The organism is Kaistella yonginensis, assembly GCF_030409525.1.
GTDB classification, from domain to species: Bacteria; Bacteroidota; Bacteroidia; order Flavobacteriales; family Weeksellaceae; genus Kaistella; species Kaistella yonginensis.
In genome coordinates this window covers 105,151-119,240 of record NZ_JAUFQB010000063.1, presented here as the reverse complement: position 1 = coordinate 119,240, position 14,090 = coordinate 105,151, and the positions used below count along the sequence as shown (strand labels likewise).

Genomic DNA, 14,090 nt, shown 5'->3' with positions numbered 1-14,090 from the left:
AGAAAAACTTAATAGAAACGCAAGAATAATCCATAGTTTAAAACACCATTAGTCTAATTTCCAGCAATTTACATTTTGACTCGGAACGGTTAAAATATTGTTAAATTTAAAAAGGAATTTTATAAAACTCTATTTTTTCTGGTAGATTTGTTTGTTCTTCTACTTCTCCATTTTTGAAAAAAGTTTGCTTTTCCTTGACATAGAAAAATCCTATTTTGCCTTGTTGCAAAGTTTTTATTTCTTTTTCCTTGGGTTCTTTATCATCATAAAAATATGTGGTTACGATTATTTGTCCTTTTATTTCATCGTAAAATGAATCATAACTTTGTACAATTCTATTTTCAATCTGAAGAGGAGGAGGATTATGTGGACTTATACGTATCTCGGTGCTATTTTTTAACTGGTATACGAAATGACCAATATATTGTTTTCTATTACCTTTTGTTAAAACTTCAGAAAAGGAGCAAAATTTACCTTCAGGTTGATAATTGTATTCATATTTTAACACATATTTATATTTTCCTATCTTTTTAATGTGTTTTTTTTCAGCCTCATATATCATATTATCCTGGGCAATTACAACAAGTGATAATAGAATAAGTATTAATGATAAAATTTTTTTCATAATTTATTAATTTAGTTCCCAAATATAAATATGTTTAATCCCTCCTTTAATAATGCTTCCATTAGAATTTGTAACATTTGCCCCTCCTGAGACATAACCGTTTTTAATCATATCCGTGTGCCCTGTATAACCCGCTCCGTCTTTTTTACTTGGATCCTTGTTTATTACCAAGTACACCCCTGTTTTTCCTTTTAGAAATTCTGCAATTTTGCTCGGATTGTTTGCATCAGCACCTTCCAATTTGTGCGTAGGTACTCCAAATGTTTTTTCAAGAAATATACCCATTTTAGATGCGGTTAAAATATAATTCCAATCATTATTTCCTTTCATCGAAATATGTTTGTGCAAAAAAACGAATAAATAAGTGAGTCGTCAGATAACAAAAACAACCGTAAAATTACGGCTGTTTTTTATAATTATTAAAAACAATTGCGAATGATTACATTAATTTAAAAAATCCGCTGATTTGCCAATAAGTATAAGATATTACTTTATTTTTTGATATATTTTATAAATAAAATATATTATTAAAATAAGTACTATCAAATTTAAGCACTGTAATAAAAAAAAACTAAATTAAACTCCGAAATATTTTCCATAATTATAAGTCTACAAATTCTATGCTACTGATATTGCCAGTATTATTACTAATATTTACTCTAATCATAACTTTATCTTTATAAACAGTACCAATTCCTTCGACAAAGATATTGTAATTTTCATATCCTATGACCTCCACTTTAATTATTTGATTTTGTACATTTTGAGTAAATGCTATTTGAGTAAATGACCAAGTTCCTAATGTTAAACCATATTCAGTAGAAGTCACGCTATCAAAAGTCCAAGTATTATTTATTTTTTTTAGTTTAATCAAAACTTCTTCACCACTATTCCAGAATCCAGTTCTTTTAACTTTTGCTGAAACTATTTTTTCACTGCCGTTATCTTGTATTACACTACTTTCTGTGGATATGGAATTGTTTTTTGACTGAAGTGCATTTTTGAATTCTGCTAATGAAGTAAATACAAAAGAATTATTCGTATTGACACTATTATCAAAAGTTAAATTTGGAGTACCATTTGAATCTATGAACCAATTCTGAAACTCTGTCCACGATGTATTCGGATTTTGAATAAAAAAATTAACAGACCAATGTAACAAAGAAGGAGATCCAGAATTTTCGTCATTTAGAAAATAATACTTTAATGAATCTGCGACTAAAGGATTATTTTGTAGATAACTCAATTGTTGAGTTGAAAAACCTGTTCCACCTTTAATTTCTAAGTAGTACAGTAAAGCCTCTGACGGTGAAAAGTCGTAAGGGTTAAAACCACCACCACCGCCGCCAATTCCGCCGCCACCCCAATTAGGGTCTAAAGACTCGGCATGCCCTCCAGAACAATTTAAAATTTCAGTATCATAATATGCCGAACCAGATGTTCCCGAACATGCACAAGCTTCTCCAGGGAAATGGCGACCTGAAGCGCATGAAACAGCAGTGGTCACATATCCACATATAGATTTAGAATAACTCTTAATTGAATGACCATTTTCAAACATTTCATTCCCAAGCACATTCAAGTTCAGTTCTTTAAAAATAATAGTTCCTGTAAATTTATTTAATTTAAAGTCTTGAATTTCGACATCAGAAGTTAACTCGGCTATAAGCATTTGTTCTTTTTCCTCTTTTTTCGTGTAGATTAAAACTTGATATACTAAATTTTCTTTATTAACGAGAGTGCTATATGATACTTTGTTATTTAAATTGATAACATCGACTAAATTATTGTCATTTAAGACATCCACATACTCCTGTGAATGAAAATTCTCATTGGATAAATTTCGTTGGAGATAATCTTTAAACAAAGGAACATCCTTCATTTTGTATATTCCAGTTGTGTCAATTTTTGCTTGTACCGGTTGTGAATAATTTTCATCTGTTAACACTTCACTTCTACAACCCTATAAGAGGATTAGAGAAAAAACAACAGAGATAGAAGAGAAAAAATAGTTTTTAGTCATTATTGATTAATATTTAATTTATTAGAATAAGTAGTTTTTCAAACAAGGTTTTTACTTTTTGCCAAAAATCAAATATATGAATAAATATAATATTTTACAAATTCTTCATAAAAGAACTAAACACTCAATGGATTTTTGCGTAATACCACATTTCACTTATATATTCCGCTAAAAATACAAATAGCTAAGAAATAAGCTTTATAGCGGATTTAGAATAATAGAATATTGATAATGAGTAATTTAATTAAATCATCCACAACAATCAGAATCGCAACCTGGTTTTCCGTTCTTTTTGAATTTCTTCGAACTGAAATTTTTAGCGATAATTTTAAATAAAGAATAACCTGCGATTAAGACAATTACCGCAATAATGATATATTGAAAAACAAGTGAATTATCCATTACTTTAAAATTTGATAGACAATTAGTGAGGCTATATAAGCTAATCCCGACATGCCGAATAGTTGCGCCATCGTCCATTTCCAGGATTTGGTTTCTCTGTATACAACGGCCAAAGTAGAAACACATTGCATGGCAAAAGCATAAAAGAATAAGATTGAAATTCCCGTGGCAAAACTATAAACTGGTTCTCCATTTGGTTTTTTATCATTCCTCATTTTATCGATGATTTTCCCTTCTGGCGCTTCATCATCTAAACTGTATAAAGTTGACATGGTTCCTACAAAGACTTCTCTCGCTACAAAACTGGTTAAAATACCAACGCCCATTTTCCAATCGTAACCCAAAGGCGCAATCACAGGCTCAATAGATTTACCCATTTTGGCGAGATAAGAATGATCTAATTTCACATCGGTAGCTACAAATTCTTTGTCATTTTGCGTAGGTCCGATATACGAGAAAAACCAAATAACAATACTGAACAAGAAGATAATTTTACCGGCTCCGGTAATAAATTCCCAAACTTTACCCAGCACGATTTTAAAATCATAGCCAAAAAGTGGCATTTTATAAGACGGAAGATCCATCACGAGGAAGGATTTCCCCTTGCTTTTAATAATTTTCTTAAGGATTAACGCAGCCATAAGGGAGGTGAAAAATCCGAGAAAATACATTGCCATTAAAGCGATAGCTTTATAGCTGATTCCAATAAAATATTTATTCGGAATGATTAAACCAATGATAATGCTGTAAACCGGAAGCCGTGCAGAACACGTCATGAAAGGGGTTACTAAAATCGTAATCAATCGTTCTTTAACATTCTCAATATTTCGGGTAGACATAATTGCAGGAATCGCACAGGCAGTCCCTGAAACCAAAGGAACAATACTTTTTCCGTTTAATCCAAAAGGTCGGAGAAACCGATCCATTAAAAATATAACTCGCGCCATATATCCTGAATCTTCTAAGAGGTAAAGGAAATAGAGCAAAATACCAATCTGTGGCGCAAAGACCATAATCCCGCCCACTCCCGGAATAATACCGTTTGCGATGAGCGAATTTATCGGACCCGCTGGCAAATGTTCAGCGGTAAAAGTAGACAGCCACAAGAAAAAATCAGAGATCCAATTCATCGGATATTCTGCTAAAAAGAAAACACTTTGGAAGATGATTAATAAAATCATCCCAAAAATGACGTAGCCCCAAAATTTATGAACTAAAACTTTGTCTAACTTTTCGGTGAGAAGTTCCTTATATTGCGGTTTTTTTGAAAGCACTTTAGAAATAATCTTATCTATTTCCTGATAACGCCTGATGGTTTCTTGTGTCTGTAATCTTTTCGGAATCAAACATTTAACCTCATCATTATTCAATTGTTCGTGAACGGTTTCCAGCTTTCCTAAATAGGTATCTGAAGAAAGCAAAGTCCAGACTTTATATTGATTTTCTTCTTTTGTTTCGGCCAGTATTTTAAAAACCAAGCCTTTATGTTCGGTTGGTATATCAAAAGAAACCGATTCTGATTGGGCGAAGTTTCCATTATGAATTTCAGCACGCAATGCTTCAATTCCTTGATTTTCTTTGGCATTCGCTTGTAAGACCGTTACGTTCAATTCTTTGGAAAGCTGGTCAATATCGATATTGATTCCGCGTCTTTCGGCTTGATCGATTTGATTGACCACTAATAATATGGGAATTCCCAGATCTTGAATTTGCTGAAAGAGAAGCAACCCTCTTTTGATGCTTAACGCTTCTAAAATATAGACAACTCCTGAATAATTCTTCTGCTCATCGACCAAAAATTTTGATAAAATGGCTTCATCTTCAGAGCTGGGGTAAATACTGTAAGAGCCCGGTAAATCGATCACCTCAACAATTTCGCCTTGATAATCATAATCACCAGAGTGGCTTGCAACGGTGACTCCGGCATAATTTCCAGTTTTTTGTTTTTTATTGCAAAGTAAGTTGAAGACGGTAGATTTTCCTACATTGGGGTTTCCTACCAGAAGGATTTGTTTCTTGTTGGAAGTGTTCATTCTTCGCTCGATCTTATCGATTTGCCGAGTATATTTAAGTTAAAGATTCCACGATGATAAATTGCGCTTCTTCTTCGCGAAGGGCAATTCTGCTTTTTTCGTCACCAAATTCTATATACATGGGTCCACTGAAAGGCGCCTGATAAAGAATTTTGAAAACGGTTTCTGGGAGCAGACCCATTTCAATAATTTTATTGGGCATTCTGAGGTCGTCATTTTCATAGCCCAAAATTTTTCCCGATTTATTTCTGGGAAAACAGCATAATTTATTTGATTTATCTCCTTTCAACACTAAAATTTTGAAGCACAAATATAGGTTATTTAAATTAAATCTAAATAAGGATTGTGCTAGAAATGACCACAATCATAAAAAAAACCTCAAAACAAAAATAGTCTTAAGGTTTCAAAATATAAATTAGTGTTGAGGAATGTTATTTTTTCGCTTTTGCAGCGGGAATTTCGATCGGGTTGTCATTAGCATTAAAGAAATCATTCAACATTTTTTCTTGTTGTTTCATCATTTGACCAATGGTTAGATCACTTCCCGGGAGTTTCTGCGCCATCAGTTCAGCGGTTAAATATGGTCTTGCTGTGGCCATCGGATCTTTTTTGAAATCACTAAAGGTTCGCTCAAATTTTTCACGCGATACTTCGAGTACTTTACCTCCGTCGCCACCAGGAGAGACTGATTCTATGTAGGTCGTCTCTTTGAAATTTTCTATTTTTCTATTTCCTTTCAGTTCCCACGAATAGTTATTCCCATCATCGGTAACTTTAACAATTAAACCTGGCAAACCGTGAAATTTATAAGGCCCATCTTGCAAAGGAATAGCGGTAGTGAACCAAGCGGTCCATTTTCTGCCACCATATTCAGTGGTTGCTTTTTGGGTATCGTAGGCGCCTATCTTTTCTTTTCCAGCTTGAATTTTCCAGACCAATTTTAAATCTTCGTTATATCCAATATTCATCGGTGTAAATCCATTGGCTACGCGTTCTACGTATTGTAATTTCATACTGGGATAAAACTTATATATTTTTTCGGAAAATTTGGGCATCGTAATACTTTTCGAAATATCCTTAAATGTTCCCGCTTTCTGCATGGCTTCCACCTGAATTTTAAGAATAGAATCCTGGGCGATGAGGGTGTAATCTCTGTAAATTGATTTGTCTTTTACAACATCCAAAACAGTCATCACTTTTTCTAATTTTGCTGAATCTTTCTTTGGTTTATAAGTCAGTTCATAAAAGAACCGATTGGCGGTTACCTGCGCATTGAGCGCGAAAAATGCAGTAAATGCAATGAGTACGAATATTTTTTTCATATTAATTTCTTTATTTAGTTAGTAACAGAATCGTCAATCTTGTTACAGCTTTAGGGTTTTTTTCTATTTAAAATTAAATTTTACGGTAAACATTACCTGGCTTGGTCTAATTTCAATACTGTTTCTGGTTGTTGAGAAATAGGTCGTGTTATAGCTGATGGTTTCGTACAATTTCTTGTTGGCAATGTTTAACCATTTTACTTCAAAATCGATTTTCTTTTTTGCCCAGGTGTATTGGTACGAGAGATCGTAGAAGGAGTTTCGAAGATTTGTATCAGCTTGCGAAGTTGTAACATCATCCCAAACCAAACCAATGGTGTGATTTTCAATTGGATAAAGGAACAAGTTTAGATTATGGTTCCACCCAGAATATTTATTGACGTTATTTCTATAGTCATCGCTGTTTTTATTCCAGTTTAATGAGATATTGTAATCCAAACTCATCCAAGAAAAATAAGTATTGTTGAATTTTAGGGCTAAACTTTGAGAATTATTCTTACTTTCAATGTAATTATCCACCTTATTTTGATCCACCAGAATACTGAAAGAATTTGAGTCTCTGTTGCTGAAGTTTACCGAGGCGTTGGTTTTAAATTTCGGGAAATACTTTCCAATTTCGGCACTTTCACTTTCAGAGAAAGAATTGTTATCGATGTATTCTAAAGTCACTGCTGAAGCACCAGATGCAAACGGACGGGATTTCGTAATGATGTTTCGCTTCGCATCATTATAACTATAACGAGCGTTAAAAAATAAATTATTCAGCGGATTTCTATATTCTAACCTGGCGCTAGAATTGATGTTTCTGTTTTCCGGCAAAAGATTGCTGTCTTTTGCATTTAAGGATTTAGGATTTATCAAAATTGTACCATCGTACACGGAGCCAAAATTTCCGAAATCATAATTCAACCCTCCATAAGCAGAAATTTTCCAGAAAGACGCAAAATCATAACTTCCGTAAAAAGTAGGTTCAAAAACCGTCTTGTTGATTTCAGAATCTTTGGTGCGCAGCAAATCTTTATAATCGATCCCGTACATATTCAAAGGTAAATTGATGCTTATGTTTAGAGCATTTCCTTTGTAATTTAAGCCAACTTGCGTGTAAGGATTAATCTCATTCCACTTCATTCGGTTTTGAAAACGGCCATCTAATAGATTTCGATCACCATACAATTGAGAATTCATATCATTAAACGAAAGGTTCAAACCAACTTCTGGCGTAATGGTTAATTTTTTATAAGAAAAACCCACTGACGCAGAGTGATTTGCATTTAACGTTTTTAAAGCGATTCTTTGATCTAATCGCCCATAATGAATACTGGTAGAATCAGATCCAAATTGTTGGTCGAGATCAAAGAAATTTTCATTGGTTGCCGACAAGTTCTGACGGTCATTTTGATAAGAAACGTAACTCATAAAATTCACCAGCTTTTCTTTCCACGGAATAATGGTACTCAAAGAGTTTTTAATGATTCCAGTAGGCGCGCCTAATGCTTCGTCGATAAAAATATCCTTTAAGTTCGGATCAGGAACTGCCATATTATATCTTGTAGAAGTATTGCCACGATCCTCATTCCAGAAACCATTCCAAGTGGTGGTGTTTTTAAAGAATCCTTTTTTGGCATTTTTGGTAATAATTACTTCTCCTTTTGCCGCGTTGCTGTAAAAATCATTGGAATCAGAGGTTGTAATTTTTCCGGTTTTAAAGAAATCAGTATCTCGTTCATAAACCGTTTCACGTTGAGAATTTCTTTCGATCGCATTATTGGTATAACTCGCACTGGCTTTCAGTTCCCATTCTTTACTTTTAAATGGGTTTGTTAAAACATTAGCAGAGAAAAAATGCACATTGTTCATCAAATATCTTTTTTCTGGAAGATTTGGAACGCTTGCTTTATCAACACTGAGCCAATAATTTCCGGCAGACTGGCCTCTTCTTCCTTCCCATCGGTTTCCGAAGGCCAGCAAATTTCCTTCCCTTTCAACACTTTCACCATTATTATTGGTTTTGTAATTCACCACCCACTGATTTTTCTGTCCGAAAAACATAGGTGTTAATTTCAGGTTATATAAAAAGGGATTCATGCCCACACCTACTTCGCCGCGACCGGTCATGGTAACCGATTTTTTAAGAATTACGTTCAATCCAGCATTTTCAGAGGGAACTTTGTCTTGAAGAATTTTTACTGGTTGGTGATTTTCCATTACTTCCACTTTTTGGACAGCCCCAGTTGGCAAAGAATTATTAATGGTTCCGTAACCGCCTTCCATTAAATCTTTTCCGTTGACGTAGAATTTATTAATCGGCTCACCTTGATAAAGCACCGAGCCATCTTTATTCACATCAATCCCCGGAATTTTCTTCAGCACATCTGAAAGTGTACGGTCGGATTTACTTTCAAAAGCTTTAATATCATAAGAAATAGTGTCTCCTCTTTTGGTGATCATTTTTGCTTTTAGTTTCACTTCCTTAATTTCCGTAGCGTCTGGTTGCAAAGTGAAATTTTGCGTTTGATTTTCATTCTTGACCGCCTTTTGCGTAGGTTTTTGATTAAACGCTTTAATTTTCAAATCTACATTTTGCTCTGGAGTGGTAAATGTTACTTTGTATTCTCCATTCGCATTGGTAATTGAAAAAGCGATAATTGCATCTTTCCCAGGCTCTTCTACGGTAACACTAGCGCTTGGAATCGGCTTTCCGTCTTCATCTAAAATTTTTCCGGTAATAGAAGACTGTGCCCAAGATAAAACAGCAAAGAATAAAGCAAATAGCGTAGATATTTTTCTCATGAAAAAGTTTATTAATTAGTACGGTAAAGGTGATATTTGTTACAAACAGATTATGGGATCGCAAGTTTGAACGAAAGTTAAAAGCAGAAAATCATTTAGATCTTATCAAAAATAGAAGTCGGATTCATTTTTTTACTAATTTAGCTCCTCTAATATTTGCGCCATATGGGACTTCATTTACAGCCAATAGACATCGTAGACTCGATTACCAAAGAAGAATTTCGAGAAAAGTACCTGCTGCCGAGAAAACCGGTTGTCATAAAAAACATGGCGAAAAACTGGCCTGCTTACCAAAAATGGACGATGGATTATATGAAAGAAATCGTGGGCGAGGTAGAAGTCCCGCTCTACGATTCATCAAAAGCAGATCCAGCGGCACCAATTAATTCATCGGCGGCAAAAATGAAATTTACCGATTATATCGATTTAATTAAGGAAAAACCCACGGATTTACGAATTTTCCTTTTTGATCCTATAAAATCTGCGCCAAAACTTTTAGAGGATTATATTGCTCCAAAAGATTTAATGGGTGGTTTTCTCGACAAATATCCAGCGATGTTTTTTGGCGGCAAAGGTTCCGAAACTTTTCTTCATTTTGATATTGATATGCCCCATATCTTTCATACCCATTTCAATGGTGGCAAGCATATTCTACTATTTGATTATAAATGGAAAGAGCGGCTTTACAAAATTCCCTATGCAACTTACGCCCTGGAAGATTATGATATTTCAAATCCTGATTTTGAAAAATTTCCCGCCTTGAAAGGGGTTGAAGGGATCGAATGTTACTTGGAACACGGCGACACTTTATTTATGCCGACCGGTTGGTGGCATTATATGAAATATCTGGATGGCAGTTTTTCGATTTCTCAGCGGGCGTGGGACGAATCCTGGGCGGTAAAAGCCCATTCCTTGTGGAACCTTACCGTGCAGCGCAATTTTGATAACTTCATGAAAGGAAAATTCAAAGGGAAATATATGGACTGGAAAGAACGAAAAGCCGTAGAAAGAGCCAATAAAGCTTTAGCAAAAGGATTACCTAAATAGTGTTTTTAAACACAAATGGCTTGAGTTTTTCCCTAATTTCACTAATTTTTGTGTTTTTATCATTGCTCTTAGATCTACACAATCTGCTAGAGAAAAAATGTGCAAAGTAAAAGTTCTTCCGATAACTGGAAATCTGTGAGAAACCGTGAAATCTGTGCGACAATTTACAAAATTCGATAAATCGGATACAACCCAACACTGCCTTCATAATAATCCGAATGTTGGTAAATCCACTCCAATTGGGCGTTTTCGTTTTTTGCAAATTCGGGATTTGCAATCTTCTCAAATTCAAAAGCCGTCCTTAGCACTTGACTTTTTTTCAATAAATCTGCGGCTGTATCTTCGAAAACGTAATCAGAAAAATATTCTTTTTGTCCCAAAATCGCATCGAAGAAATTCCAGTTGAAGAAAGAATCAGTTGCTTCTGGTTCTAAGGTTTCGAGCAAATATTTTACCCCGAATTGTTTCGTGGAAACAAGGAAATCTCCTTTTCTAAATTTTAAATTTTTGGAATCTGATTTCAATTTTGTATCGTAATGAAGATAATGTCCTTCATAAGGGTTTTTCACCGTTTTGAAATCTGAAACGCGGTATTCTTGCACAAAAATTGTGGAATCTTGTTGAATTTCTTTCATCTTAATATTATTTCGTTTCAAATATTCCACAACTTTATTTTCAGATTTTGGAATGACATAATACGATGGAATTACAATTTCTTTTGTCGCAATATATTCGTTGAAGAATTTCACTTTTCGGGTAAAAGGTTTCGTTCTATCGTAGAACAATCTCGGTTTGCCCGAAACTTCACTGGTTTTTTTTCCGGCTTCAAATCCTTTGAAATCAATCATTTTAAACTTCATACTATCAACTTTCCATTGAATGGGATATTTCATCTTTGGTTGATAATCTGCAAAACTTTCCATCCTATTTTGCTGAATTTCTTTCGCATTTTTTTCGGTGTAATTAATGGAACTCAACATGTACTCATAAGTTGCACGAACTCGATCTTTGTACGGTTTCAACATGTGCGTTTCTGCAACTGTTCCCATCGTGTTAAAAAGCGCGGTATAACCCGTTGCGTAACGAGGAGAATCCATAAAAGTAGGGAAACCTTCATCGGGAGAATCGCCGTGAATATTCACATAAGGCGTGGCAAGAATTCCTTTTTTATCCATGTTTTGCAGAATTTCGGGCTGCATTTTTTCATTAAAATAATTTCCTAAAGTTTTTCCCAATCGTTCCTTGTTTGTAGAAATATAAGTGAATAAATATTGATAATCTGCACCGTTACTTACATGATTATCAATAAAATAAATCGGTTGAAAATGTTGAAATATCTGTTGAAATGCTTTGGCATTTTCGGTATCGTTTTTAATGAAATCTCGGTTCAAATCGTAATTTCTGGCATTCCCACGGAATCCATATTCTTCCGGGCCGTTTTGGTTGGCTCTGCTCAATTTTCCACGTCGCATCATGCCCGAAATATTGTAAGATTGTATCGCCACAATTTTCAAATTTTTCACCTGAATTTTTCCGATGGCTAAATCACGAATCAACATCATGGTTGCATCAATTCCGTCGGGTTCGCCGGGATGAATACCGTTGTTGATGAGGATTGTGGGATTTTCTTTATTTTTCGAATTATTAAAAATTACAACTTTTATCGGTTCTCCGTTATCATCAGTTCCGAACGATTCTATGGAAATTGTTTTGAAATTTTTCGCCAAACCATTATAAAAATCCCCCATTTCTGTATAAGTGGTGGTTTGGTTTCCGTTGCCTTTTTCGTAAGGAGTTTGGTTGGATTGGGAGAAAAGAAGATTCGCTGAAAGAATAAATAGGAAAGAAAGAGATTTCATCGGAGACGAATTTAAAATGTGATACGAATTTAAATAAAAAATTCCTGAAAGAATTCGGGAATTTTGTAGTTTTAAATAATTTTGGATGGAGCAGAAAATTTGCGCCCCGACTTGAACGGAGCTCTTTTTATCCGCCGCGGCGGATAAAAAAGCGGGAGTGGAAGGCGGACTAAGGCGCCCAAATAATCTTAATCGTTCAGTTTCAACACCGCCATAAATGCGGATTGTGGAACTTCTACTCTACCGATTTGTTTCATTTTCTTCTTACCTTCTTTCTGCTTCTCCAACAATTTACGCTTACGGGAAATATCTCCACCGTAACATTTTGCGGTAACGTCTTTTCTTAAAGCTTTCACGTTTTCACGAGCGATTACTTTTGCACCAAGTGCAGCCTGTATCGCAATATCAAACTGCTGTCTCGGGATAAGTTCGCGCAATTTCTCGCACATTCTTTTTCCGATATAGTAAGCGTTGGAATCGTGAATCAGAGAAGAAAGTGCATCGACCATATCGCCATTAATCAGAATATCCATCTTCACCAATTTGGAAGCACGGAAACCGATCGGGTGATAATCAAACGACGCATATCCTTTGGAAACGGATTTCAAACGGTCATAAAAATCGAACACCACTTCTGCCAAAGGCATATTGAAAACGAGCTCTACCCGATCTGAAGTCAAATAACTCTGCCCTACAATCTCGCCTCTTTTCTCGATACACAAAGTCATGACCGGACCTACATAATCGGATTTGGTAATAATTGAGGCTTTGATATAAGGTTCTTCCACGCGATCCATCAACATAGGATCGGTCATTTCCGACGGGTTATTGATCAAGATTACGGTATCCGGATCTTTTTTGGTGTACCCGTGGTAGGAAACGTTGGGGACGGTTGTAATCACATCCATGTTAAATTCCCGGTCTAATCTTTCCTGTACGATTTCCATGTGAAGCATTCCCAGGAAGCCGCAACGGAAACCGAAACCAAGTGCTGCAGAGCTTTCGGGTTCGAAAACCAACGAGGCATCATTCAAACGAAGTTTTTCTAAAGAGAAACGCAATTCTTCGAAATCCTCGGATTCAATGGGATAAATACCGGCAAATACCATGGGCTTCACTTCTTCAAAACCGTCGATAGGTTCTGTTGCTCCTTTTTCAAAAGTGGTGATGGTGTCTCCTACTTTCACTTCGCGGGCATCTTTGATCCCAGAAATAATATAACCTACATCGCCGGTTTTTATTTCAGCTTTTGGGGATTGTTTTAGTTTTAAAGTTCCAACCTCATCGGCTTCATACATTTTGTTGGTCGCCATGAATTTAATTCGTTGCCCTTTTTTGATGCTTCCGTTGACCACTTTGAAATAGGCTTCAATCCCACGAAAAGGGTTATAGACTGAGTCAAAAATCAAGGCTTGAAGCGGCCCATCTTCGTTACCAACCGGTGCTGGAATTCTGTTCACGATTTGTTCTAATAAATCCAGGACTCCTTCGCCTGTTTTTCCGGAAACGCGTAAAACGTCTTCATAGTCACAACCGATTAAGTTCATGATTTCATCGGTTACTTCTTCTGGATTTGCAGAAGGTAAATCGATTTTATTTAAAATAGGAATGATGGTTAAGTCGTTTTCTAAAGCAAGATATAAATTGCTTATCGTTTGAGCCTGAATGCTTTGCGCGGCATCAACAATGAGAAGCGCACCTTCACAAGCTGCGATGGAACGGGATACTTCGTAAGAGAAATCTACGTGTCCAGGTGTATCAATTAAATTAAGAATGTATTTTTCTCCATTTAATTCATAATCCATTTGAATGGCGTGTGATTTAATGGTAATTCCACGCTCTTTCTCGATATCCATATCATCGAGGGTTTGGGATTGGAGTTCTCTTTGGGTCACTGTATTGGTGTATTCCAAAAGTCGGTCTGCCAAAGTGGATTTACCGTGGTCAATATGTGCAATGATGCAAAAATTCCGTATGTTCTTCATCTAT

11 protein-coding genes are annotated in these 14,090 nt (G+C 35.4%); 1 reads left to right on the top strand and 10 read right to left on the bottom strand.

Annotation, left to right across the window (positions count from 1 at the left end):
- Positions 1-106 precede the first annotated feature (106 nt).
- From QWY78_RS14595 to QWY78_RS14560, 8 genes are all read right to left on the bottom strand, one after another.
- Entirely contained in the window at positions 107-625 is a 519-nt protein-coding gene (locus QWY78_RS14595) for a hypothetical protein (RefSeq protein ID WP_290221236.1), read from the bottom strand.
- Positions 626-631: 6 nt separating this feature from the next.
- A complete protein-coding gene (locus tag QWY78_RS14590) occupies positions 632-955 on the bottom strand; it encodes a T6SS effector amidase Tae4 family protein (RefSeq protein WP_290221234.1) in 324 nt (107 codons plus the stop codon).
- Between the two features lie 271 nt (positions 956-1,226).
- The gene (locus QWY78_RS14585) at positions 1,227-2,573 is read right to left on the bottom strand and encodes a hypothetical protein (RefSeq protein WP_290221231.1); all 1,347 of its coding nucleotides are present in this window, start codon (positions 2,571-2,573) and stop codon (positions 1,227-1,229) included.
- Between the two features lie 324 nt (positions 2,574-2,897).
- Positions 2,898-3,050: a hypothetical protein gene (locus tag QWY78_RS14580; RefSeq protein WP_290221229.1), complete on the bottom strand. Its 153-nt coding sequence runs from the start codon at positions 3,048-3,050 to the stop codon at positions 2,898-2,900.
- Positions 3,050-5,083 carry a ferrous iron transport protein B gene (gene feoB, locus QWY78_RS14575; protein WP_290221227.1) on the bottom strand — a complete coding sequence of 678 codons (2,034 nt, stop codon included), beginning with the start codon at positions 5,081-5,083 and terminating at the stop codon, positions 3,050-3,052. The genes QWY78_RS14580 and feoB overlap by 1 nt, the downstream gene beginning before the upstream one ends.
- Before the next feature lie 34 nt (positions 5,084-5,117).
- The gene (locus QWY78_RS14570; protein ID WP_290221225.1) at positions 5,118-5,372 is read right to left on the bottom strand and encodes a FeoA family protein; all 255 of its coding nucleotides are present in this window, start codon (positions 5,370-5,372) and stop codon (positions 5,118-5,120) included.
- 142 nt (positions 5,373-5,514) lie between these two features.
- Entirely contained in the window at positions 5,515-6,405 is an 891-nt protein-coding gene (locus QWY78_RS14565) for a GLPGLI family protein (RefSeq protein ID WP_290221222.1), read from the bottom strand.
- 63 nt (positions 6,406-6,468) lie between these two features.
- Positions 6,469-9,195 (bottom strand): carboxypeptidase regulatory-like domain-containing protein, encoded by a 2,727-nt coding sequence (locus QWY78_RS14560; protein ID WP_290221217.1) that lies wholly within the window; start codon positions 9,193-9,195, stop codon positions 6,469-6,471.
- 165 nt (positions 9,196-9,360) lie between these two features.
- On the opposite strand from QWY78_RS14560, the gene QWY78_RS14555 reads away from it, so the two are divergent.
- Entirely contained in the window at positions 9,361-10,242 is an 882-nt protein-coding gene (locus QWY78_RS14555; protein ID WP_290221214.1) for a cupin-like domain-containing protein, read from the top strand.
- Positions 10,243-10,406: 164 nt separating this feature from the next.
- On the opposite strand, the gene QWY78_RS14550 is transcribed toward QWY78_RS14555, so the two are convergent.
- Positions 10,407-12,101, bottom strand: coding sequence for a M14 family metallopeptidase (locus QWY78_RS14550; RefSeq protein ID WP_290221211.1), 1,695 nt, complete (start codon positions 12,099-12,101; stop codon positions 10,407-10,409).
- Between the two features lie 188 nt (positions 12,102-12,289).
- Complete coding sequence (lepA, locus tag QWY78_RS14545; protein WP_290221209.1) at positions 12,290-14,086, bottom strand: translation elongation factor 4; 1,797 nt, start codon at positions 14,084-14,086, stop codon at positions 12,290-12,292.
- Between the last annotated feature and the right edge of the window lie 4 nt (positions 14,087-14,090).

What these genes read in the sequence shown, in the direction of transcription:
- QWY78_RS14560 (WP_290221217.1), bottom strand. Translation starts at nt 9,195, where the DNA reads ATGAGAAAAATATCTACGCTATTTGCTTTATTCTTTGCTGTTTTATCT.
- QWY78_RS14595 (WP_290221236.1), bottom strand. Translation starts at nt 625, where the DNA reads ATGAAAAAAATTTTATCATTAATACTTATTCTATTATCACTTGTTGTA.
- QWY78_RS14580 (WP_290221229.1), bottom strand. Translation starts at nt 3,050, where the DNA reads ATGGATAATTCACTTGTTTTTCAATATATCATTATTGCGGTAATTGTC.
- lepA (WP_290221209.1), bottom strand. Translation starts at nt 14,086, where the DNA reads ATGAAGAACATACGGAATTTTTGCATCATTGCACATATTGACCACGGT.
- QWY78_RS14565 (WP_290221222.1), bottom strand. Translation starts at nt 6,405, where the DNA reads ATGAAAAAAATATTCGTACTCATTGCATTTACTGCATTTTTCGCGCTC.
- QWY78_RS14590 (WP_290221234.1), bottom strand. Translation starts at nt 955, where the DNA reads ATGAAAGGAAATAATGATTGGAATTATATTTTAACCGCATCTAAAATG.
- QWY78_RS14555 (WP_290221214.1), top strand. Translation starts at nt 9,361, where the DNA reads ATGGGACTTCATTTACAGCCAATAGACATCGTAGACTCGATTACCAAA.
- QWY78_RS14550 (WP_290221211.1), bottom strand. Translation starts at nt 12,101, where the DNA reads ATGAAATCTCTTTCTTTCCTATTTATTCTTTCAGCGAATCTTCTTTTC.
- feoB (WP_290221227.1), bottom strand. Translation starts at nt 5,083, where the DNA reads ATGAACACTTCCAACAAGAAACAAATCCTTCTGGTAGGAAACCCCAAT.